Origin of the sequence: Pedobacter panaciterrae (genome assembly GCF_013204795.1) — a bacterium.
Taxonomy (GTDB): Bacteria; Bacteroidota; Bacteroidia; order Sphingobacteriales; family Sphingobacteriaceae; genus Pedobacter; species Pedobacter panaciterrae.
Genome location: NZ_JABMKW010000020.1, coordinates 773917 through 797253, shown reverse-complemented (window position 1 = coordinate 797253; position 23337 = coordinate 773917). Strand labels below are relative to the sequence as shown.

18 protein-coding genes are annotated in these 23337 nt (G+C 39.7%); 17 read left to right on the top strand and 1 reads right to left on the bottom strand.

The genetic code is table 11. The features are described from left to right. The first annotated feature begins 42 nt into the window (after positions 1–42). From HQN86_RS22275 to HQN86_RS22265, 3 genes are read left to right on the top strand one after another with little or no spacing between them, the layout of a single operon-like run. Positions 43–834, top strand: a complete 792-nt coding sequence (locus HQN86_RS22275) for an NIPSNAP family protein (RefSeq protein ID WP_246269711.1) — start codon at positions 43–45, stop codon at positions 832–834. Positions 835–839: 5 nt separating this feature from the next. Continuing rightward, positions 840–2111: a glycoside hydrolase family 71/99-like protein gene (locus HQN86_RS22270; protein WP_172663074.1), complete on the top strand. Its 1272-nt coding sequence runs from the start codon at positions 840–842 to the stop codon at positions 2109–2111. A 39-nt stretch (positions 2112–2150) separates the two neighbouring features. Beyond that, positions 2151–3395, top strand: coding sequence for a DUF2264 domain-containing protein (locus HQN86_RS22265; protein ID WP_172663073.1), 1245 nt, complete (start codon positions 2151–2153; stop codon positions 3393–3395). Between the two features lie 8 nt (positions 3396–3403). Here HQN86_RS22265 and HQN86_RS22260 read toward each other — a convergent pair whose 3' ends face one another. After that, a complete protein-coding gene (locus tag HQN86_RS22260; protein ID WP_172663072.1) occupies positions 3404–6181 on the bottom strand; it encodes a family 78 glycoside hydrolase catalytic domain in 2778 nt (925 codons plus the stop codon). A gap of 76 nt (positions 6182–6257) precedes the next feature. Here HQN86_RS22260 and idi point away from each other — a divergent pair, with 76 nt between their 5' ends. The 14 genes from idi to HQN86_RS22190 all read left to right on the top strand — a co-directional run bounded on the left by idi (position 6258) and on the right by HQN86_RS22190 (position 23337). Beyond that, entirely contained in the window at positions 6258–6812 is a 555-nt protein-coding gene (idi, locus tag HQN86_RS22255) for an isopentenyl-diphosphate Delta-isomerase (RefSeq protein ID WP_246269710.1), read from the top strand. A 28-nt stretch (positions 6813–6840) separates the two neighbouring features. Then, a complete protein-coding gene (gene fabV, locus HQN86_RS22250; RefSeq protein ID WP_172663071.1) occupies positions 6841–8034 on the top strand; it encodes an enoyl-ACP reductase FabV in 1194 nt (397 codons plus the stop codon). A gap of 67 nt (positions 8035–8101) precedes the next feature. Further along, positions 8102–8572 (top strand): hypothetical protein, encoded by a 471-nt coding sequence (locus HQN86_RS22245; RefSeq protein WP_172663070.1) that lies wholly within the window; start codon positions 8102–8104, stop codon positions 8570–8572. Between the two features lie 223 nt (positions 8573–8795). After that, positions 8796–11030 (top strand): beta-N-acetylhexosaminidase, encoded by a 2235-nt coding sequence (locus tag HQN86_RS22240; protein WP_172663069.1) that lies wholly within the window; start codon positions 8796–8798, stop codon positions 11028–11030. Positions 11031–11039: 9 nt separating this feature from the next. Next, entirely contained in the window at positions 11040–11837 is a 798-nt protein-coding gene (locus tag HQN86_RS22235; protein WP_172663068.1) for a HipA family kinase, read from the top strand. Beyond that, positions 11815–12201, top strand: coding sequence for a DUF3037 domain-containing protein (locus HQN86_RS22230; protein WP_172663067.1), 387 nt, complete (start codon positions 11815–11817; stop codon positions 12199–12201). The genes HQN86_RS22235 and HQN86_RS22230 overlap by 23 nt, the downstream gene beginning before the upstream one ends. Continuing rightward, a complete protein-coding gene (locus HQN86_RS22225; protein ID WP_172663066.1) occupies positions 12201–14108 on the top strand; it encodes an AAA domain-containing protein in 1908 nt (635 codons plus the stop codon). The genes HQN86_RS22230 and HQN86_RS22225 overlap by 1 nt, the downstream gene beginning before the upstream one ends. 75 nt (positions 14109–14183) lie before the next feature. Further along, on the top strand, positions 14184–14993 hold the full coding sequence (gene epsC / locus HQN86_RS22220; RefSeq protein WP_172663065.1) for a serine O-acetyltransferase EpsC: 810 nt from the start codon (positions 14184–14186) through the stop codon (positions 14991–14993). Between the two features lie 50 nt (positions 14994–15043). Beyond that, positions 15044–15916 (top strand): cysteine synthase CysM, encoded by an 873-nt coding sequence (gene cysM / locus HQN86_RS22215; RefSeq protein ID WP_172663064.1) that lies wholly within the window; start codon positions 15044–15046, stop codon positions 15914–15916. 122 nt (positions 15917–16038) lie between these two features. Further along, positions 16039–17535 (top strand): tagaturonate reductase, encoded by a 1497-nt coding sequence (locus tag HQN86_RS22210; protein WP_172663063.1) that lies wholly within the window; start codon positions 16039–16041, stop codon positions 17533–17535. A gap of 34 nt (positions 17536–17569) precedes the next feature. After that, positions 17570–18943, top strand: coding sequence for an MFS transporter (locus HQN86_RS22205; protein WP_172663062.1), 1374 nt, complete (start codon positions 17570–17572; stop codon positions 18941–18943). A gap of 34 nt (positions 18944–18977) precedes the next feature. Then, positions 18978–20603, top strand: coding sequence for an NADP-dependent glyceraldehyde-3-phosphate dehydrogenase (locus HQN86_RS22200; protein ID WP_172663061.1), 1626 nt, complete (start codon positions 18978–18980; stop codon positions 20601–20603). Positions 20604–20809: 206 nt separating this feature from the next. Beyond that, positions 20810–22144, top strand: a complete 1335-nt coding sequence (locus HQN86_RS22195; RefSeq protein ID WP_172663060.1) for an alpha-L-fucosidase — start codon at positions 20810–20812, stop codon at positions 22142–22144. Between the two features lie 8 nt (positions 22145–22152). Continuing rightward, entirely contained in the window at positions 22153–23337 is a 1185-nt protein-coding gene (locus HQN86_RS22190; protein ID WP_172663059.1) for an SGNH/GDSL hydrolase family protein, read from the top strand.

Genomic DNA, 23337 nt, shown 5'->3' with positions numbered 1-23337 from the left:
CAGGAAATTATCTAGTTTTAGTACTTAAAATAAACTAAACACATGAAATCAAAAACTTTGTTTAACGGCTGTATGGCCGTTATTATCTTTATTATTGGTAGTTCCATGCAATCGATTGCTGCTGCCCCTCCAAAACAATTTTATCAAATAACAGTTTATCATCTTAAAAGTAAAGCTCAGGAAGAAAGGGTTGATAAATACCTTTCAGAAGCTTATGTGCCAGCTGCACACCGACTAGGTGTTAAAACAGTAGGTGTATTTAAAGCTGCGGATATAGACACGGCTAGCGATAAAAAGATCTATGTATTTCTTGCTTTTCAATCACTAAAACAGTTTAGCGAGGTATCCCAATTGCTTTTAAAGGATAAAGAACTGGCAATTAAGGGAGCTGATTATGTAAATGCAGCATACAATGATGCCGCTTTTGTAAGAAAAGAAAACATCATTTTAGAGGCATTTACAGGAATGCCAACATTAAAGAAACCCGTATTCAGTAATGCCAAAAGCGAGCGTATATATGAATTACGTAGCTACGAAAGTGCTTCTGAAAAGCAGCATGTTAATAAAGTTCAAATGTTTAACAATGAAGAAGTTGAAATATTTGATCGTATAGGTAGCCAGGCCGTATTCTACGGTGAAGTATTAGCTGGTAGCCGTATGCCAAACCTAATGTATTTAACCACTTACAGCGATAAAAAATCAAGAGACGAACATTGGAAAGTTTTTGGTGCCGATCCGAAATGGAAACGCGTATCAGCTTTACCTGAATATCAGAATAATGTTTCAAGAAACGATACTCAATTCATCGTTCCAACTGAATACTCTGATTTTTAAATTTTATGAATATAAAACATACAGTTTTACTGATTGTGTTACTTTGTGCAAACAGTGTATTTGCACAAAGTAAACACAGTAAAACATCGCGGTTTAAAAGCTATAAGGGTTTAATTATGGCTGGCTATCAGGGCTGGCATAACGCAGCCGAAGATGGTGCTGGCCGAGGCTGGTATCACTACCAATCTAAAGGAAAATTCGAACCTGGAAGTACAAATGTCGATTTATGGCCCGAAACAAGTGAGCTAAAAAAGGTATATCAAACATCTTTTGTGCATGCTGATGGCAGTGCAGCTTATCTGCCAAGCGCTCACGATGCTTCAACCGTTGAAACTCATTTTAAATGGATGAAAGATTATGGGTTAGACGGCGTTTTTATGCAACGTTTTGTAGCAGAGATCAAGGGAAAGTCTGGTCGCAATCATTTCAATACAGTGCTTGGAAATGCACTAAAGTCCTCACAAAAATATGGAAGGGCAATCTCTGTTATGTACGATCTGTCGGGTACCAGAGATAGTGTTGATGTTCCGGTGCTCATCAACGATTGGAAAAATCTGGTCGACAGTATGAAAATAACCAGCCAGGGAAACAATCAAACCTATTTATACCACAACGGAAAACCTCTTGTGGTTTTGTGGGGAGTTGGATTTGGAGATAACCGGAAGTACACCCTAAAGGATGTTGCAAAAATGGTCGACTTCTTAAAGAATGATCCGGTTTATGGCGGCTGTTCAGTAATGTTAGGCGTACCCACTTACTGGCGTGAATTTGGAAACGATACAGAGAAGAACCCATTGCTTCATGAGATCATGAAAAAAGCAGATATCATTCATCCATGGACCATTGGCAGATATGCCAATGAAACTGCATATAATAAATACGCAGAGGTTCAAAAAGGGGATATAATCTGGTGTAAGCAAAATAAGCTCGATTATGTTGGAGTTGTTTTTCCGGGCTTTAGCTGGCACAATATGAATCCAAAATCGCCGTCTAACCAAATTCCAAGAAACAGGGGCAAATTCTTTTGGAAACAACTCTCTACTGCTATAAAAAATGGTGCGGAGATGCTTTATGTAGCAATGTTTGATGAAGTAGATGAGGGGACAGCTATTTTTAAAATATCTAAAAATCCCCCGGTTGGCGCAAGTACATTTGTAACCTTCGAGGAAGATATTCCATCTGATTACTACTTATACCTTTCAGGATATGCTGGTAAGATGCTTAGAAAACAAGTTCCTTTCAGGGAAGATGTTCCTTTACCACCAAAGCAAAAATAATTTTCCTAATTTTCCATGGATAATTAATCAGATCATTAAATGAATGTTGCGTTAAATAGAAAAGGTTTTACATTGTTTTTTTTGTTGCTGGCTACTAGCGTATGTTTTGCTCAGAAAAAGGTTAAAAAGCAGATGGTCAGCGATAGGGCCTTTTGGCTGCAACAAATGGATAAGATGGTAAGACCCGTGCTATACGACCTCTCTAACGATAGTCTGAGGATAAAAATGCCACAGGTAACCTCTAATACCACCGATAATAAGGCACAACGAATACAAGTGCAATATCTTGAAGTTTTAGGCAGGGTTTTGAGTGGCATCGCGCCTTGGTTGCAATTAGAGGATGGTGATGCTGCGGAAAAGGATTTGCGCCAGCAGTACCGTAATATGGTGTTGAAAGGACTTGCTAATGCGCTAGATTCGAATAAAAAGGACTTTATGCGCTTTGATTTGGCAGGTCAGCAATTGGTAGATGCTTCATTTTTGTCTTTTGCTTTTATAAGGGCTCCCTGGCTTTGGGAAAATCTTGGTAAACAGGAAAAAGACCGACTGGTGAGCTCCATAAAAACCACCAGGAAATTTAAACCCGGTTTTTCAAACTGGTTACTTTTTTCGGCAATGAACGAGGCTTTTTTGTGTAAGTATGGGTTCGAATGGGATCCAATGAGGGTCGATTATGCCATGCAACAGCTAGAACAATGGTATGTTGGAGATGGACTTTATTCTGATGGACCCGTCTTTGCATTCGACTACTATAATAGCTTTGTAATTCACCCTTATCTGGCAGCAATAACTGAAATTGTCAATAAAAAAACCAATGGGTATAACGCATTATCCGAAAAAATAAAGAAACGTAATGAACGCTTTGCGGTAATTCAAGAAAGGATGATTAATACCGATGGAACATATCCCGCAACCGGCCGCTCTCTCATTTATCGTGGAGCAGCATTTCACCACCTGGCCGATATGGCATGGCGTAAAGCACTGCCAAAACAATTAACACCTGCTCAGGTACGTTGTGCACTTACAGCTGTAATCAGAAAAACACTAGAAAGCCCATCCACTTATAAAAATGGGTGGCTTTCTCTAGGGGTTTATGGCCAGCAACCGGCTATAGCAGACACTTACAACAATCAGGGAAGTCCTTATTTAAGCACCAGTATATTCCTGCCACTTGGCTTACCTTCAACAGATCCCTTCTGGGCAAACCCACCAGAAAAATGGAGTGCTCAAAAGATTTGGAGTGGCGAAGATTTTCCAAACGATCATGGTGTAGATCTAAGGTAATGCCAAAGCTAATCTGCAGCCTTAAAAACATAATTACCAGAACCGATTTCTATTAAAGCGAAACCCTTTTTAATCCCCTTAAATATAACTTCCTTATTGTTTTTTATAAGGTTTTCTCCTTCGTAGATCTTTGTATTTTCCGAGGCAGGTATATAGATTGTGGCTTTGGAGTTTACAGGCACCTCTACCTTCAGTTCAAAGTTGCTCTCAGTTTTATTCCAATCAGAAACAACGTTTCCGTAAGGGGTTTTATAGCTGGCTCTTGCATGGGTAATATTACCAACCTGTTCAGGCTTTATTTCCAGTTTATCATAAGCTATTGCATCAGCAGAAGCCTTTATGCCACCCAAGCCACTGTACAACCATTCCATCAAATGACCCAGCATAAAATGATTGTTAGATACAAAACCATAAGCCTGCCAAGATTCGGTTAGCGCAGTTGCACCATGTTCCAGCTGCCAGCCATAGCCTGGTACGTCAGATTTGCTGTTCATATCGTAAATTACATCCGAACGACCGGCATCGTCCAACACCTTAAGTACATAGCGGTAGCCAATATCGCCGGCAGTAAGACTGTTTTTTCTTCCTTTAATCTCCTTCACCAGATTAGCTATAATTGCTTCCTTATATTCAGGTTCAGCCAAATTCATATAAGCTGCCATCGCATAGGCTGTCTGACTGCCTGTTGAATATTGTTTGGTTTCTTTATTAAAGAAAGTAGTGTTAAAGGCATTTTTAACTGCTAAAGCCAAATCGCTATACTTCCTGGAGTCTTCTGTTTTACCAAGCAGCGTGGCAACTTTACTAATAATTTCAATATCATAATAATAAATAGCGGTAGCCGTAAATTTCTTTGGAGTAAGCTGTGCCTCACCCGGCGAATTAGGCCCAATATCAAACCAGTCGCCCAAACCATGATCAAGCATATGATTAGTCGCTTTGGTACCCAGATAAGCAATGTATTTCTGCATCATCGGATAGCTTTCTTCAAGTGCATCCTTATCGCCATACCATTTGTAAACATACCAGGGTAAGATCACCCCGCTGCTTCCCCATTCAGGAGAGTCACGGAAGCCACCATCAAAATGTGTGTACTCTGGTGCAATATCCGGAATCAATCCGTCAGCTGTTTGTGCCGCCATCATATCTCTGATTATCTTTCTGCACAGCGATGCTACGTTATAGTTGTACTGTACCGATCCACCCATAAGGTGAGCCTCTTCCAACCAGCCGAGTTTTTCCCGGTGCGGACAATCGGTAAAAACGCTCACCATATTACTTTTAATTGCCCAGTCTATTAACTTAAAAGTCTTGTTAAACAATTCATTTGATGAATTGAAACTGCCAATATTTTCTGCAGCATTTCTAAGGTGTAGGCTTTTTAAAGAGGTTAATACAGGTAAATTGTTTGGGTTTTCTTCTTTTTCAGGAACGGCCCCTTCAACCTGCAAATATCTAAAGCCATAGTAAGTAAAGCGTGGCTGCCATTTCTCGTTGCCTTCTCCTTTCAAAGTATAATCGTAATAATGCGGCACACCGGATGCAGATTGGTTAACAGTTCCATCCGGATTTAACAGTTCTGCAGGAGTAATCCGTACTACCGCACCCTTTTTGCCATTTGTCTCTATTGCAGGGATTGCAGAAGCATTCTGACCCATGTCGTAAACCCATATGCCCGGCTTAGGGCTCGATATTTTAACAGGAGTAAAGGTTTCAAATAGCTTTACAGGCTCTGCCGTTTGCGAGTTTAAAACAGGAGAGCCAGTTACAATAACAGCCTTTCTCCATTTCGCATCATCAAATCCTGGCTTATCCCAGTTATTCTGTTCAAGCGTTGCATTGTAATCCTCGCCACCATAAATACTGGTAGTGGTTATTGGTGATGGAGAAGTTTTCCATTGCTCATCACTAATAATATTTTCGGTACTGCCATCACTATACTCCAATAAAACTCTGCAAATTAACTTTGGGAATCCATAAGCGCCCGTGAGTTTTCTGTATCGATCATCTCTTGGTATAAAATAAAAACCATTACCAAGTATAACACCTATAGTATTATCGCCTTTTTTGAGCTGATCTGTTATGTCAAACGTTACATATAAAGCATGTTTATCATATTGAGTCCACCCGGCATCCAAAATATGGTCACCTACTTTTGAACCATTAATGCTAAGATCGAAATGACCCAATCCTGAGATAAATGCTGTTGCGTTTTTAAGTTTTCTTTTTATTGAAAAATCTCTTCTAAAGAGTGGGAGGATGTCATTTTGTGGAGCAAAATCACCCCGTAAGTGTATTGCCGGTACAATACGTTCAGCGGCGGGTAATTCTTCATAAGCAATCCATTTTGCCCCAAGCCAGTCGCCGCTGTTCAATAAGCCCATTCGCCACATCGCTGTCTTGCTCCATAAGGAGACATTGCCGTGGTTATCCCATATTTTTACCTTCCAATAATAGGTTTTTGCAGGTTTTAAGGCCTCGCCTTTATAGGAGATTTGGATGGATTGGTTGGAGTTGACTTTTTTTGAGTCCCAGATATTGCCAATGTTCTTGTCAAGGCTAGCCTGATTGTCGGCAACCAGTATCTGCCATGCAATTTGCTGTGTGTTTCTTTGTTTGGTATCTATAATCCAGCCTAGTCTAGGGCTTTTAGATGCTACACCAAGCGGGTTATTGGCATATTCACAAGTTAATGTGCCCGTTGTTAGAATCTCTTTGGCATGCGTTGTAAATGGGGAATAGCAAATGGATACAAGCAAAATAAGCGATAACAGTTTCTGTTTCATATAAATAAAAATGCAGGTTCTTTTACTCATATCAAAACATTTATATCATTTTTGCATGAGGATTTGATTTTTTATAATGATGATGGATAAACAAGAGTATGAAGAAAGCGTAATACTTGTTGATGAGCATGATAGCGTAATTGGAACAATGCCAAAAATGGAAGCACATTTGGCAGGAAAGCTTCACCGTGCGTTTTCTGTGTTTGTTTTTAATACCAATGGCCAGTTGCTTTTGCAAAGAAGGGCGGATGATAAATATCACTCAGGAGGCAAATGGACCAATACATGCTGCAGTCATCCCAGATTAGGAGAAGAGACACTTGATGCGGCAAACCGCAGATTAAATGAAGAGATGGGGATGGAATGCAAACTTGAATACGGTTTTAATTTCACCTATCATGCAGAACTTGCAGATGGCATTTCGGAGAACGAGTACGACCATGTTTTTTTCGGAATAAGCAATCAGTTACCTCATCCAAATCCCGAAGAAGTATCTGAATTCCGATATGTTAATATGACCGCTCTAAAAGAGGATATAGAAGCCAGCCCCGAAATTTATACCGAATGGCTGAAGATATGCTTTGACAGGATTATAGAATATTATAACAGATATCTTTTTAAAAAACCTTAATATTGCCAATCAAAAGAAAAATAGATTTATGATTATAGAACCTAGAATGCGCGGGTTTATTTGCCTTACGGCACATCCAAAAGGATGCGAGCAAAATGTAATAAACCAAATCAACTATGTAAAGTCAAAAGGTGAAATTGAAGGTCCTAAAAAGGTTCTTGTAATTGGCGCCTCTACAGGATTTGGATTAGCATCAAGAATAACAAGCGCGTTTGGATCTGGCGCTGCCACCGTTGGTGTTTATTTTGAAAAACCACCTGCACCGGGTAAAACGGCTTCGCCGGGATGGTATAACACCGCTGCATTTGAAGAACAGGCTCAAAAAGCCGGCTTATACGCTAAGAGTATAAATGGTGATGCGTTTTCTACTGAAATAAAACAAAAAGTAATTGACCTGATCAAAGCTGATCTGGGACAAATTGATCTTGTAGTTTATAGTCTGGCATCTCCTAAAAGAGTACATCCAATAACTGGTGTAGTTCATAATTCGGTTTTAAAACCAATTGGCGAGACCACGTTTACCAACAAAACTGTCGATTTTCATACCGGAGTAGTTTCTGAGGTTTCTATTGCCCCGGCTAATGAAGAGGAAATAGAAAATACAGTTGCCGTTATGGGTGGCGAAGATTGGGGTATGTGGATTGATGAATTAAAAGCGGCAAATTTATTGGCTCCAGAGGCAATTACTGTAGCTTATTCATATATCGGCCCTGCGGTTACTGAAGCGGTTTACCGTAAAGGAACTATCGGCAGAGCCAAAGATCATTTAGAAGCTACTGCTTTTGCAATATCTGACAAACTGAAAGACATTAATGGAAAAGCATTTGTTTCTGTAAACAAAGCATTGGTTACTCAGGCAAGTTCTGCTATACCGGTTATTCCTTTATACATTTCGTTGCTTTATAAAATCATGAAAGAGAACGGTACACATGAAGGATGTATTGAGCAGATGCAACGTTTATTTGCTGAGCGTTTATACAATAAAGATGGTATCGCTACTGATGAGCAGGGCAGAATCCGTGTAGACGATTTAGAAATGGACAGCGATGTACAAGCCAAAGTTGCTGCACTTTGGGCCGAAGCAACTGAAGAATCGCTTCCTAAAATTGGTGATCTTGCCGGTTATAAGAGAGATTTCTTAAACCTGTTCGGCTTTGATGTTGATGGTATCGATTATACAAAAGATACTGACGAGATGGTTGCTGTTCCCGGATTGGTTTAAATTTTTTTAGTGGTGTAGCGTTTGCTTGTAAATATTGGTATAGGTTATTAAAACTAATGAGATAATTATGAGAACCAAACCATTAAAACTATTGATCCTTTTTTGCTTTCTTATAGTTGCTGCTATGTTTAGCAGTTGTGAAAAGAAAACAGATGAGGATAAATTGAAAATTAGTTACGGAACATCTTTTGGTATGTGTGTGGGTTATTGTAATAGCCAGCTCTTTATTTCCAAGGCAAAAATTGAATTAAAGAAATACGAGAACAAACCGAATGCAGCTCCAAAAGTATGTACAGCAGAAATGGCAGAAACGGATTGGTCTAAACTTGCCGATAGTATTGACTTGAATGTTTTTAATCAGTTAAAAGAGTCTTATGGTTGTCCGGACTGTGCCGATGGCGGTGCTGAATGGATTCAGATAGAATATGGAGATAAGAAGCATAAGGTTACTTTTGAGTATGGAAAGGAACCAAATGAAGTTAGACCATATATTTCTACTTTGAGGGCACAGTTTGCCAGCTTTAAAGATTGTAAATAGCGATCGGAAAAGTTCAAAAAAGAGGATGTAAAAACATCCTCTTTTTTTATTTGTTTTTTACGCAAACGGTTGCATTAACTCATGCAAACGTTTGTTTGCCTTTTCGCCAAAATCCTCATTATTTTCTCTTAAAATAATTGATTAACATTGTGTTAACGGAGTAATCGCTTTCAATATCAAGCCAGTTCCTGAACCTAAACACACACCTTAAACTAAATATACTATGAAGACCAGACTAACCAGATGGGTGATGCTCGGCGTACTGCTAATCAGTTCATTATCAATGTATGCTCAGTTCAATATTATCCCTCTTCCATCAAGTATCAAAGAAAACGGAGCCTCATTTACACTTAACGGTCAAACAAAAATATATTACGAGAAAGGCTTAAAACAACAGGCAGAACTGCTTTATGCAGCACTGTCTCCTGCAACAGGGTTTGATTTCCAGATTTCAGATCAGCAAAAAGCTGCAAAAAACATAATTGTGCTAAAGATTGGCAAAGGAGGTGCTCCACTAGCCAAAACCGACGCGCTAAATAAAGAAAGCTATAAGCTAAGCGTTAAAAATGATGTAATAACAATTGAAGGTAATAGTCCGGCTGGTGTTTTTTATGGTACCCAAACGCTGTTACAAATGCTGCCTGCAGAGATTTATAACAAACAGCTTCAAAGAAAAACAGTTTGGAAAATTAAAGGAGCAGAGATTGCCGATGCCCCATCTTACGAGTGGAGGGGGATGATGCTTGATGTTGCCCGTTATTTCTTCGGAAAACATTATGTGCTTAAGCTTATCGACATGATGGCAATGTACAAAATGAACGTGTTGCATTTCCACCTTACCGACGATGCCGGATGGCGCCTTGAAATTAAAAAATATCCAAAACTTACTTCTGTAGGTGCGTGGCGAGGCGAGGGTGCAGAACGTACCGGCGGCTACTATACCCAGGAAGATATTAAAGAAATAGTAGCCTATGCTACGGCCAGAAACGTAGATGTTATTCCGGAGATCGAAGTACCGGCCCATGCCTTAGCATCGATAGCAGCTTATCCGGATTTGTGCTGTACTGGTGAACAATACACCGTTCAAACCCAACATTCTATAAGCAAAGAGATTTACTGCGTTGGTAAAGAATCAACTTTTGATTTTCTGGCCGATGTGTTTAAAGAAACCTTTGCGTTGTTTCCTTCTAAATACATTCACATAGGTGGCGATGAAGCTCAATATGACCGTTGGAAAACCTGCCCGCATTGCCAAAAAAGAAAGAAAGAGCTTGGTGTTCAAACAGAAAAAGAAATGCAGGTTTATTTTAATCAGCGCATTCAGAAAATGGTAAAAGGATATGGCAAAACCATTGTTGGCTGGGACGAGATCATTGAAGATGGTTTAAAAGATAAAGCGGTTGGTATGATCTGGCACGATCAGAAAAAAGCCTTTAAAGCCTCAGAAGCTGGTCATTATTCAGTAATGGCATTAACCGGATATTGTTATTTTGACGTTGCAGAAAGCAATATCCCGGGCGAGGTAAAAGCGGCAACATGGTTGCAGCCAATCTCCTTAGAAAAAGCTTACCAGTTAAACCCAATGCTTGAAGGTTTAGATCCAAAATACCGTCCGCAGATATTAGGCGCAGAGGCTACATTATGGTCAGACCAGTTTATTCACGGTACTGTACTTCAGGAAATTGCTGCGATAAACGAAGATCGTTCAGAAAAATATTTTGAATACTTAACCTTCCCAAGGATGTCGGCCTTAGCCGAAGTTTGCTGGACACCACATGAAAAACAAGCATGGCCTGATTTCGAAAAAAGAATAAGAACTCATTATAAACGTTACGACAACGCAGGTTATGGCTATCGTGTGCCTCTGCCTAAATTGATCAGTAATGAAAAAGGTGCCAACGGCTTTACCATAAAACTGGAAAGTGATGTTCAAGGTGCAGAGATCAGATATACTACTGACGGTACCCGTGCAAACGTATATTCTCCGGTTTATACACAGGCAGTTACTGTGCCTAAATTATCTGATTTTAGTGCAATTACTGTGGTAAACCGCAATCAATACTCGCTTCCGCTTTATTTCCCTGAGAAATACGACAAGTTTAAAAAGTATGGTCAATTGGTTGCAGAATGGAAACCATCATCAGTAAAAGGAAAAGACTTTGGAACGTTTGAAATCAATGCGACCGGAAAGATCAATGAAAACGGGGAGTATGTACTTTCATTCTGGTATACAGAAGGTCATTCTCGTTTAGAGATCAAATCTGTTGAGCTTTATAAGAACAGCGTTAAGATAGCAGAGGATGTTCATGATGGCTACACTGGATCTAGCCAGGAAAATAATCAATATAAATTTAAAGTTGATGCTTACGAAACAGGAGCAGCCTTTACCATAAAAGCTGTGGTAAGGGGCGATGTTGACAATGATTCGAATGGTGCTGTTTTTATTAAAAAACAGTAATTTCGTGGCATGAATAAAATCCATCCTCAATTGAGGACTGTTAATGTAATTCGATATGTAACGCCTTTGCGCGAAGGAGGCTCCATGCCTGCCATTGCAGAGGCCGACGACGAGTTTCTATATGTATTGAAGTTTCGGGGCGCCGGACAGGGTGTAAAAGCCCTTATTGCAGAAATTATTGGAGGCGAAATTGCCAGGGCACTTGGATTTAAAGTGCCCGAAATAGTTTTTGCAAATTTAGACGAGGCCTTTGGCCGTACCGAGCCTGATGAAGAAATTCAAGACCTGCTTAAAGCCAGTATCGGCTTAAATTTAGCTTTGCATTATCTTTCCGGAGCAATAACATTCGATCCAACGGTTACTACTGTTGATGCTAAGTTAGCGTCACAAATTGTATGGTTAGATTGTTTATTAACCAATATGGATCGTACTGCGCGCAACACCAATATGCTGATCTGGCATAAAGAGTTGTGGCTGATAGACCATGGCGCATCTTTATACTTCCATCATTCAATGCTAAACTGGGAGGAACAAGCTGTAAGGCCGTTTGCACTGGTTAAGGATCATGTATTATTGCCACAGGCAAGTGAGCTAGAGGAAGTTGATACAGCATTTAAGGCAATCCTGACGAACGAACTGATCACATCAATTGTATCATTAATTCCGGATCAGTGGTTGATAGATGAATCTGGTCAGGAAACTACAGAAGAACGCAGGCAGGTTTATAGTCAATTCTTGATTTCAAGGGTTGCTAATTCAGAGGTTTTTGTAAAAGAAGCACAAAATGCAAGAGAGTCACTTATTTGAGTACGCCGTTATTCGTGTGGTTCCAAGGGTTGAACGCGAAGAATTCATTAATGTGGGTGTGGTATTGTATTGTGCAAAACAAAAGTTTTTAAAAGCGTTGATCTCTTTAGATGAAAGCAGGCTCGAAGTATTTAAGGCTGACCTGGATTGTGATGTGCTAAAAGCCAACCTTATAGCTTTTGAGCGCATTTGTGCAGGAGAAAAGGATAGTGGTCCCATTGGTAAATTGGATGCCGCCTCGCGCTTTAGATGGCTTACTGCTACACGGAGTACTGTTGTGCAGGCATCAAAAGTACATCCCGGATTTTGTAAAGATGCAATGGAAACGCTTAATAAGCTTCACGAACAGCTTGTGCTTTTATAATGGAGTATTTTAAAAAGCTCCTCGATTTACTTAAAATTGAGCGGCAGGAAGATCTTGATTCTTACCTGCGATTGACCGCATCAGCCTCAGTAACTGATCGTCGTGAAAATGGATTAACATGGTATCCCATTGCTATTCGTGGTTCTGAAACGGGTAGGGGCGATTACCTTACGGTAGAGGTGGAACGTACTACCCATCATGATATTTCGCACCAGCTTAGGTTTGGTGCATCGGCAGTTTTGTTCTCTAATCACGACCCTAAAAATGACAGGGTTGAAGGAACAATTAGCCACCAGAGTGGAAACAAGCTAAAAATAACACTACTGACAGAAGAACTGCCCGATTGGGCCAGCGATGGTAAATTGGGTATAGACCTGCTGTTTGACGACAATAGCTATAATGAAATGCAGAATGCGCTTAAACAAGCGCAGAAACCAAAAGAGAAAGCTGCAGATTCAGTATTAACCGATGTATTAACAGGGCAAAAGGCACCTACGTTTGATACCAGTTTAACAAATATCGTTATCCCTCAGCTAAACCCTGTTCAGCAAAAAGCAGTTAACAAGATCTTGCAGGCACAAGAACTTGCTATAGTTCATGGGCCGCCGGGAACAGGTAAAACAACCACACTTGTACAGGCCATTAAAGCTTTAATTGCTAAAGATGGTGAGAAAGTACTAGTTGTTGCACCAAGTAACACAGCTGTAGACTTGTTAAGTGAAAAGCTTGCCGAAGAAGGACTAAATGTATTGCGTGTGGGTAATCCGGCAAGGGTTTCTGAACGTTTGGCATCCTTAACTATGGATAGTAAAGTTGCTGAACATAGTGCAACCAAAGATCTGCGTTCGCTTAAAAAACAGGCCAATGAGTACAAGAATATGGCCCATAAGTATAAGCGCAATTTTGGTCGTGCAGAGCAGCAACAACGCAAAGCACTGTTTAATGAGGCGCACAAAATAATGAAAGAGGTGAACAATGCAGAGCAATATATTATTGATGATGTTGTGGCAAAAGCCCAGGTCATTACTGCTACCTTAATTGGCGCCAACCATTATACCGTTAGAGACGTTAAGTATAAAACCGTTGTGATTGATGAAGCCGGACAAGCTTTGGAACCTGCTTGCTGGGTGCCAATATTAAAGGCAGAAAAGGTAGTATTGGCCGGCGATCATTGTCAGCTGCCACCAACCATTAAATCTACACAGGCGGCAAAAGACGGCCTAAGCAATACCCTAATGGAAAAATGCACTGTAATGCATCCCGAAGCTGTTGTTTTGTTAGAGGAGCAGTACAGAATGAATACACAAATCATGGGCTATCCATCTTCAGTATTCTATAAAAATAAATTAACCGCGCATCCCAACGTGGCCAACAGGCTGCTGTTTGCCGAAGAACCTCCACTAGAATTTATAGATACTGCAGGTTGTGGTTTTGACGAGAAACTGGAAGGAACCAGTACCACCAACCCCGAAGAGGCTGTGTTTTTATTAAAACATTTAACCCAACTGGTTGCTAAATTGAACGACCATTATACGGTTGCCGACTTTCCTACAATAGCCATTATCTCGCCATATAAACAACAGATCGCTATACTTAATGACCTGATCACAGGATCTGAAGAATTAATGGTGTACAGGAGTAAAATCAGCATTAATACCATTGATAGTTTCCAGGGGCAGGAGCGAGACATCGTTTACATTGGCTTAACCAGAAGCAATACAGATGGTGCAATAGGATTTTTGGCCGATACCAGAAGAATGAACGTGGCCATGACAAGGGCCAGAAAGAAACTGGTTGTTATTGGTGATAGTGCTACACTCACCAGATCAGTATTTTATTCTGATTTTATCAGCTATGCTGAACAATGTAACGCCTATATAAGCGCATGGGAGTTTGTCGGTTTTTAATCACTTAAACAATGAAATTAGCAGGATTGTGATTAATTTCATTTCTTTACACTAAAATCAAACATCACTCTTAAAATGAACGAGGAATTTTATCTTCATATATATAATAAACAGCTTCAAATTGAGGCTGTACCATCCAATCAGGAAGTTGCTGAATGGGCAATGAATTTAATGAATTTGTTGTATCCAGAGCGTTTAACCTCGCCAGATTATTCAATTAATGAGATTAAGCGTTTCTTTTTAAAGCAAGAAAAAGAGCTGGTAAGGATATTAAATGCCACCAAAGCTTGTGAGCATAGCGATAATGAAGGAATAGCCAGAAAGATTTTTGAGAGTGTACCAGAGTTGTACAGAAGGATGAATACAGATATTTCTGCAATTCTGGAAGGCGATCCGGCTGCTAAAAGTGAGTTTGAAATTATCAGAAGTTACCCCGGTTTCCTTGCAATTGCCTTGTACAGGATTGCACATGCTTTGTTGCAAGCCGAAATTCCTATTGTACCCAGAATCCTTACTGAATATGCGCATTCCATTACCGGTATAGATATTCACCCCGGTGCGGTAATAGGCGAGTACCTTTATATTGACCACGGTACGGGCCTCGTTATTGGAGAAACTACCGTTATCGGAAATTATGTAAAGCTGTATCAGGGCGTAACTCTTGGCGCATTAAGCGTAGAGAAATACATGGTGGGCATAAAAAGGCATCCAACTATAGAAGATCACGTAATTATTTATTCGGGCGCAACCATTTTAGGTGGCGATACCGTTATCGGGCACGATTGTATTATAGGTGGAAACGTTTGGTTAACTAAAAGCGTGCCCCCACATTCAACCGTATATCATCAGTCGGCAGTTAAGGTTATCGAAACCAAGCAACCTTAAAATTAGAGTCGTTAATAAAATTGTAAATCAGAGAAAAGCGTAGTTTAATAATGGGAAATATTGTTGAGTTTGTTGGAAACACACCACTTGTAGAAATTCAGAGGTTACATACTAATCCGAACGTTAAGATTTTTGCCAAGCTGGAAGGGAACAATCCCGGAGGCAGTGTAAAAGATAGGGCAGCATTAAATATGATCCGCAGTGCAATAGATCGCGGAGATATTAAAAAAGGAACAAAACTGATTGAAGCTACAAGCGGTAATACAGGTATTGCCTTAGCGATGATTGCGTCTATATATGATCTGGAGATTGAGCTGGTAATGCCTTCTAATTCAACACGTGAACGTACCCTAACCATGGAAGCATACGGGGCAAAGGTTACTTTGCTTGAATCTATTGAAGTATGCAGGGATTATGCAGAGGAGAAAGGCGTCCAACCAGGTTATTTCTTGTTAAACCAGTTTTCAAATCCAGATAACTACCTGGCCCATTATAAAACCACCGGTCCTGAGATTTGGAAAGACACCAATCAGCAGATTACCCACTTTGTAAGCTCCATGGGCACAACCGGCAGTATTATGGGTAATTCTATGTTTTTAAAAGAAAAGAACCCGGATATACAGATTATAGGTTGTCAGCCAACTGAAGAATCATCAATACCAGGAATCAGAAGATGGCCAGAGGCTTATCTGCCAAAGATCTTTGATCCGAGCAGGGTAGATAGGGTAATGGATGTTTCACAGCAGGAAGCCACAGATTTTGCACGTAAACTTGCTAAAGTGGAAGGCATATTTGCAGGTATGAGTACCGGTGGGGCACTTGCCTGTTCATTAAGATTGGCCGAAGAACTGGAATCAGGACTAATTGTGTTTATTGCATGCGATAGGGGCGACCGCTATTTGAGCAGTGATCTTTTTGGATAGTACATTTTTACAGATTTAGCGGGCAATTGTAACGATAACGATTGCGTAAATAATTTCCTCTTAAAACATTCATTCTTTATAATATTTATGTAGAATTGTTTTAGACAGAGCGAAATTTCAACATGACTATTTCTAAAGATATTTTAAAGAACCTAAAAAATGAAAACGTTATCATTCCTGATAACACATTATTAAATCTTCCTGAAAAGGTATTGCAGTTTGGAACCGGTGTTTTACTACGCGGGCTTCCAGATTATTTTATTGATAAAGCAAACCGTAAGGGTTTGTTTAATGGCAGGGTAGCTGTTGTTAAATCGACCAGTAAAGGCGACCTTAAAGATTTTAATGAGCAAAATGGATTGTATACAATCAGCGTAAGGGGTCTGGAGAACGGACAAACTGTTAAAGAGAATATTATATCCTCGTCCATCAGCAGAGTTTTATCGGCCGACAAGGAGTGGAGCGATATACTTAAAATCGGACAAAGTCCCGCGTTACAGGTTGTTGTCTCCAATACAACGGAGGTTGGTATTAGCTTATTAAAAGAAAGCATTGATTTAGCTCCTCCAGTTTCTTTTCCGGCAAAGCTATTAGCAGTGTTGTATGCACGATATAAAGCGCTTGGCGATACCAATGCTGCTGATATTGTGATTATTGCTACAGAACTAATTCCTGAAAACGGAAAAAAATTAGAGTCAATTGTATTTGAACTTACCGAATTTAATAAGCTTGAACCTGAATTTGTAAGCTGGCTAAAAGCGCATGCTCATTTCTGCAATTCTCTGGTTGATAGGATTGTTCCCGGTAAGCCTGATGTCGCAACTTTAGAAAAGCTAGAGGAACAGTTAGGTTACAGTGATAACTTGTTGATCATGGCTGAACCTTATCGTTTATGGGCTATTGAGGGTGACGAAAAAGTTGCCAAGCTATTAAGCTTTAAGGAGGCAGATAAGGGGGTAATTGTAAAACCTGATATCGAAATTTACAGAGAGCTAAAGGTAAGGCTGTTAAACGGTTCTCATACCTTATCATCTGGGATTGCCTATTTAGCTGGTATAGATACCGTAGCAAATGCAATGGCCGATCAAGCCATAAAAAGCTATATCGTAAAGGTAATGCAATCGGAAATTGTGCCTGCAATACCTTACGAAGTTCCGGGCGATGAGGCCATGGTTTTTTCGGCCGCGGTTCTGGACAGGTTTGCAAATCCATACATTAAACATTTATGGATCAATATCACTTTTCAGTATACCATGAAAATGAAAATAAGGATATTACCTGTTTTAACTCAATATTATAAGCTATTTAATAAGGTTCCATCAAGTATCGCTTTCGGTTTTGCTGCATTCTTATGTTTCATGAGAACTCAAAAAAAGGAAGAAAATCAGTACTTTGGGCAATACGATGGTAAGGAATACCTGATTACTGACGATCAGGCTGCTTATTTCTATGAAAAAAGCAAGCTTGACGAAGCTGAGTATGTAAACTCAGTATTGTCAGATCAGCAGTTATGGGAAACCGACCTGCCAGGCCTTAAAGATTTTATTAAAACAGTAGAAGAAAATTATAACAACATAAAAACCTTTGGCATTACAGAAGCACTAGCCAAAACAAAATAAAAAAACAACCCAACCAAATACTAAACCAAATATAATGAACGAAAAAAAAGTAGGTAATTACAGGTGGACTATCTGTGCATTATTATTTTTCGCAACTACTGTGAATTATCTTGATCGACAGGTGTTAAGCTTACTTAAACCACATTTAGAAGAGATTTTTGGCTGGAGCAACAGCGACTATGCAAACATTGCTTCTGTTTTTCAATTTGTTTACGCTATATCGATGCTTTTTGCAGGGCGGATAATCGACAAACTTGGAACTAAAAAAGGATATGCCTGGGCCATCATTATTTGGTCGGTAGGTGCAGTTATACACGCCTTTGCTATTCCAATAGGTCAAAGCATTTCCACAGTACTTGGCTTTATGGGTATTGGCGTTGCCTCTGTTTCTATTGTAGGTTTTATGGTTGCCAGAGCAGTATTGGGATTTGGCGAGGCTGGGAATTTTCCGGCTGCAATTAAAGCTACTGCAGAGTATTTTCCTAAAAAGGAAAGATCTTTTGCTACCGGATTTTTTAACGGAGGTACCAATATTGGTGCGGTATTAGCACCTTTAAGTGTCCCGTTTATTGCAGCAAAATGGGGCTGGGAAGCCGCCTTTTTATTTATAGGTGCAATAGGTTTCTTGTGGCTTATATTTTGGTATAAATACTATGAAAAACCTGAAGAACAAAAAAGACTTTCGGCCGAAGAACTTGCTTACATAAAAGCAGATGATGTTGATACCAGAGTGATCAATAGTGAAGGTGTAGCTGAAGAAACAAAAGTATCGTGGTTTAAACTCCTTACATACAGACAAACCTGGGCTTTTGCTGTAGGTAAATTCATGACGGATGGTGTTTGGTGGTTCTTCCTGTTCTGGTTGCCTGCTTATTTGAAAGATCAGTATGGCATGATGGATACTCAGATCATGCTCCCATTAGCGGTATTGTACAGCATGACAATGGTTGGAAGTATTGGCGGTGGCTGGTTCCCAATGTATTTTATTAAAAAGGGATATGAACCATATGACGGCCGTATGAAAGCAATGTTAATGATTGCGGTAATTCCGCTTGTTGTGCTTGCTGCACAGCCTTTGGGCCATATATCTTTCTGGATGCCTGTATTGTTAATTGGTGTTGGTGCATCTGCGCACCAGGCATGGTCGGCAAACCTGTTTACCACAGTTTCAGATATGTTTCCTAAAAAAGCAATTGGTTCTGTTGTAGGTATTGGTGGTATGCTTGGCGGCCTTGGCGGTGTTGTTATGACAAAACTGGGTGGTGGGTTATTTGACCATTATAAGGCTCTAGGGCATATTGAAACCGGCTACACAATTATGTTTACAATATGTGCTGTTGCCTACCTGGTGGCTTGGGTAATAATGAAAACATTAGTTCCAAAATACAAAGTAATTAGTGATCTTTAACATATAATCTATTTTAATCTCTAACTATATATTAATGACTTTTAAAGATCATCTTGACTCGATTTTTGTTGACGAGCGCGACATACCTGAAGAATTCAGGTTAACCGAAGAGGTTCATCAGCGAGAATACTTAAGTAATGGAAAAATGCATTCCTGGAGCGGAGAAGTACACGAAGTACTGTCGCCAATTTGTATCAAAACTCCAACAGGACTAAAGCGTAAAGTAATTGGCACTTATCCTTTATGTAATGAAGCTGAGGCTTCGGAAGCACTAAAGGCTGCAGTTAGTGCTTATAACAATGGGAGGGGTGAATGGCCAACCATGAGCGTTGCTGATAGAATTACCTGCGTAGAGAAGTTTACGCACAAAATTATTGAAAAGAAAAACGAAGTAGTTAAACTATTGATGTGGGAGATTGGTAAATCTCATGCAGACTCGGTTAAAGAGTTTGACCGTACGGTAGAGTATATTTATGCAACAATTGATGCATTAAAGGACCTTGATCGTCAGTCGTCTAAATTTAGCATTGAACAGGGTATTGTTGCACAGATCAGACGCTCTCCTTTGGGTGTGGTTTTATGTATGGGGCCGTTCAATTATCCGTTGAATGAGACTTTTACTACTTTAATTCCGGCCCTGATAATGGGTAATACTTTATTGTTTAAACCACCAAAACATGGTACTTTATTACATTACCCATTGTTGGAGGCATTTAGAGACTGTTTCCCGAAAGGCGTAGTAAACACCATATATGGTCGTGGTAATAAGATCATTCCTAACCTGATGAAATCGGGCGATATAAATGTGTTAACCCTTATTGGTTCAAGTAAGGTAGCCAATGAGCTTAAAAAGCTGCATCCTAAAGTAAACCGTTTACGTGCAATACTTGGGTTGGATGCTAAAAATGCAGCCATTATAACTGCAAATGCTGATGTTAAGCTAGCAGTACAGGAAACAGTGTTGGGGTCTTTATCGTTTAACGGACAAAGATGTACGGCGTTAAAAATCGTATTTATACATCGCAGCCTTGCTGATGTGTTTTTAAAGGAGCTTTCTGAAGCTGTGGCGCAGCTTAAATTTGGGATGCCCTGGGAGCATGGTGTATCATTAACTCCTTTACCTGAACCTCATAAACCTGCATATATACAGGAGTGTATTGCAGATGCCATAGCCAATGGTGCCCATGTGATAAATGAAAATGGTGGTGCTACAAATGAATCGTTTGTATTCCCTGCAATTGTTTATCCTGTTAAAAAGGGCATGAAGTTATATACCGAAGAGCAGTTTGGTCCGGTTATTCCGGTTGTACCTTTTGATGATCTGGAAGAAACTATTGAGTACCTTATCGAATCTACACACGGCCAGCAGGTAAGTATTTTTAGTAACGATGATGAAGAAATAGCTGAACTTATTGATCCTTTGGTGAATCAGGTGAGCAGAGTAAATGTGAATTGCCAGTGTCAGCGTGGTCCGGATGTATTTCCGTTTACTGGCAGAAAAGATAGTGCCGAGGGTACGCTTTCAGTAGTAGATGCTTTAAGATCGTTTTCTATAAGGTCGTTAGTTGCCACCAAACTAAATGAAAACAACAAGCATTTGATAAATGCAATTGTTGATAGCAACAGCTCTAACTTTTTGAGTACAAAGTACTTATTTTAGAGAAGGGTGTGGGTGTACTGTATGCACATCGTCATCTCGACGATAGAAGAGATCCCTTGGTTATGCTCATTCAAGAATTCTTTTATCGTCGAGATAACGGAATGGTCCAATAACGAAGTGTGCTAAAATTGCTTAATGAATTGACATAATAATAGAATTATTAATATCCAATATCCTTTTCTTTGCTATAACCAAATTACTAATGTATGAAAAAGTTAAATTTGCTTATTATCGGATTGGTTATGTCATTTTCGGTATTTGCACAAAAAGATTATTTAAAAGAGTCTGAAGCAGCTAAAACCCAACGTATGCAATGGTGGCAGGATGCTACTTTCGGTATGTTTATCCATTGGGGCTTATATGCAGTTCCGGCCGGAGAATATAATGGTAAAAGCGGAGGAGCAGAGTGGATTATGGAAACACATAACATTCCAACTGCCGAATATGAAAAATATGCTGCTCAATTTGATCCACAGAAGTTTGATGCTAAAAAATGGGTAGAGATTGCTAAATCGGCAGGTGCTAAATACATCGTTATCACTTCTAAACACCACGACGGTTTTAGTCTTTGGGACAGTAAAGTGACCAAATATGATATCATGGATGCTACTCCCTTTAAAAGAGATATTTTAAAAGAACTTTCTGATGCATGTAAAGCTGCCGGAATTAAGTTCGGGTTGTATCATTCTATTATGGACTGGCATCAGCCAGATGCTAATCCTAAGCAAAAGCCTGATGTAAAACCAGATTTCAACAAATACAGAGAAGAGTATTTAAAGCCTCAACTGGCTGAATTGATCAAGAAATACGATCCAACCATTTTATGGTTTGATGGAGAGTGGATTCCGGAATGGACAGAAGAGCAGGGAAAAGACCTTTATAACTATCTGCGTAACCTTAAACCTTCTTTGGTGATAAACAACCGCATCGGTAAAGCGCGCGGAGGTATGGAAGGTATGAATAAGTACCAGGACGCTGCCGGTGATTTTGGAACTCCAGAACAAGAGATTTTAAAAACCAATTCTCAGGACTACTGGGAAAGCTGCATGACAATTAACAACAACTGGGGCTTTGCCAAGTACGATCAAAATTGGAAATCGGCACAGGTGTTAATTGATAATCTTGTTGATGTAGCTGCTAAGGGCGGAAATTACTTATTAAATGTTGGCCCAAGTGCCGAAGGTGAAATTCCTGCACCAAGTGTAGAGCGTTTGGGAGAAATGGGCAAGTGGTTGGATATTAACAAGCAAGCCATATACGCCACTAAAGGTATAGAAAATTATAAACAAGGCGATAACATCAGATTTACTCAAAGTAAGGATGGAAAAAGCACTTATGTGATCTTTAACAAGGCCGAAAATAATGAACTGGTTTTAACTGCTATGCAGCCAAAAGATGGTTCAAAAGTTTATATGCTTGGGGTAAGTAAGCCGCTGGAATGGACTAAAAGTAACGGATCGGCAGTTGTAAAACTACCAATTGAGTTACCTGGTAAATATGCGTGGACTTTAAAAATTCAAAGTTCATCTAATTCTAAATAGATTTTTAAATGAGAAAGTTTGTACTGTGTTTTTTAGTGGGTTTAGTTTGTAGTGCTTCAGTTATTGCACAGGTTAAAACCTTACCATTTAGCAAGTATATTACAGAAAGAAAGGGCCTCCAGAATGCTTACAATGCTATTTCTATACAGAAAAATGCCACTGTAGCTTTTCTGGGCGGTTCAATAACTTATAATAGTGGCTGGCGAGATAAGGTATGCGCTTATTTAAAAGAGCGTTTTCCGGCTACAAAATTTCATTTTATTGCGGCTGGCATCCCTTCGTTGGGAAGCTTGCCGCATACCTTCAGATTAAGCAGGGATGTGCTGGATTCGGGTAAAGTAGATCTTCTATTTCTGGAGGCGGCAGTGAACGATCAGGTTAACGGAACGGATGGTGTTACTCAGGTTCAGTCACTTGAAGGTATTGTTAGGCATGCCAAAACCAGTAATCCGTTAATGAATATTGTGATGATGTCGTTTGCCGATCCTGATAAGACAAAACTGTACGATTCGGGTATTGTGCCTACCTCGGTAGCCAACCATGAGCTGGTTGCAGATCATTATCAATTGCCTTCTATTAACCTGGCTAAGGCTATACGAGATAAGCTGGCAAACAATGAGTTTAGCTGGGAAAAGGATTTTAAAGATTTGCATCCATCGCCATTTGGTCAGGAATTGTATTTTGAGGCCATAAAAGATCTGTTGTCATCCAGCCTAAGTAAAGCTAAGCAGCAAAAGGCTACAAAATTGCCTGCTTTATTAAATAAAGGAAGTTTTACCCGCGGAAGGTATCTTAGCATAGAAACTGCCGAAAATAAAAACGGCTGGGAACTGGTAAAGAGCTGGACACCAGAAGATGGCTTGGGTACCCGCCCGGGTTTTGTAAAGGTGCCTATGCTGGTTAGTACCGTTGCAGGGTCATCTTTTACATTAAAATTTAAAGGTAATGCAGTTGGAATGGCCATAGTATCAGGCTCCGATGCCGGTATTGTTAGCTATTCAATTGATAATGGTGCCGAAAAACAACTTGATTTGTTTACACAATGGAGCAAATCTTTACATTTGCCCTGGTATGTTTTATTTGGGAGCAATTTAGCCGATACTGATCACGTATTAAAAGTTACTATCAGCACAGAAAAGAACCAAAATAGTAAAGGAACTGCCTGTAGAATAGTAAACTTTTTAATCAATTAA

Bases quoted from the DNA above. Each gene is read 5' to 3' on its own strand.
- HQN86_RS22245 (WP_172663070.1), top strand. From the start codon at position 8,102: ATGAGAACCAAACCATTAAAACTATTGATCCTTTTTTGCTTTCTTATA.
- HQN86_RS22275 (WP_246269711.1), top strand. From the start codon at position 43: ATGAAATCAAAAACTTTGTTTAACGGCTGTATGGCCGTTATTATCTTT.
- HQN86_RS22195 (WP_172663060.1), top strand. From the start codon at position 20,810: ATGAAAAAGTTAAATTTGCTTATTATCGGATTGGTTATGTCATTTTCG.
- HQN86_RS22260 (WP_172663072.1), bottom strand. From the start codon at position 6,181: ATGAAACAGAAACTGTTATCGCTTATTTTGCTTGTATCCATTTGCTAT.
- HQN86_RS22205 (WP_172663062.1), top strand. From the start codon at position 17,570: ATGAACGAAAAAAAAGTAGGTAATTACAGGTGGACTATCTGTGCATTA.
- HQN86_RS22200 (WP_172663061.1), top strand. From the start codon at position 18,978: ATGACTTTTAAAGATCATCTTGACTCGATTTTTGTTGACGAGCGCGAC.
- HQN86_RS22270 (WP_172663074.1), top strand. From the start codon at position 840: ATGAATATAAAACATACAGTTTTACTGATTGTGTTACTTTGTGCAAAC.
- fabV (WP_172663071.1), top strand. From the start codon at position 6,841: ATGATTATAGAACCTAGAATGCGCGGGTTTATTTGCCTTACGGCACAT.
- HQN86_RS22190 (WP_172663059.1), top strand. From the start codon at position 22,153: ATGAGAAAGTTTGTACTGTGTTTTTTAGTGGGTTTAGTTTGTAGTGCT.
- HQN86_RS22225 (WP_172663066.1), top strand. From the start codon at position 12,201: ATGGAGTATTTTAAAAAGCTCCTCGATTTACTTAAAATTGAGCGGCAG.
- HQN86_RS22230 (WP_172663067.1), top strand. From the start codon at position 11,815: ATGCAAGAGAGTCACTTATTTGAGTACGCCGTTATTCGTGTGGTTCCA.
- HQN86_RS22240 (WP_172663069.1), top strand. From the start codon at position 8,796: ATGAAGACCAGACTAACCAGATGGGTGATGCTCGGCGTACTGCTAATC.
- HQN86_RS22210 (WP_172663063.1), top strand. From the start codon at position 16,039: ATGACTATTTCTAAAGATATTTTAAAGAACCTAAAAAATGAAAACGTT.
- HQN86_RS22265 (WP_172663073.1), top strand. From the start codon at position 2,151: ATGAATGTTGCGTTAAATAGAAAAGGTTTTACATTGTTTTTTTTGTTG.
- HQN86_RS22235 (WP_172663068.1), top strand. From the start codon at position 11,040: ATGAATAAAATCCATCCTCAATTGAGGACTGTTAATGTAATTCGATAT.
- idi (WP_246269710.1), top strand. From the start codon at position 6,258: ATGATGATGGATAAACAAGAGTATGAAGAAAGCGTAATACTTGTTGAT.
- epsC (WP_172663065.1), top strand. From the start codon at position 14,184: ATGAACGAGGAATTTTATCTTCATATATATAATAAACAGCTTCAAATT.
- cysM (WP_172663064.1), top strand. From the start codon at position 15,044: ATGGGAAATATTGTTGAGTTTGTTGGAAACACACCACTTGTAGAAATT.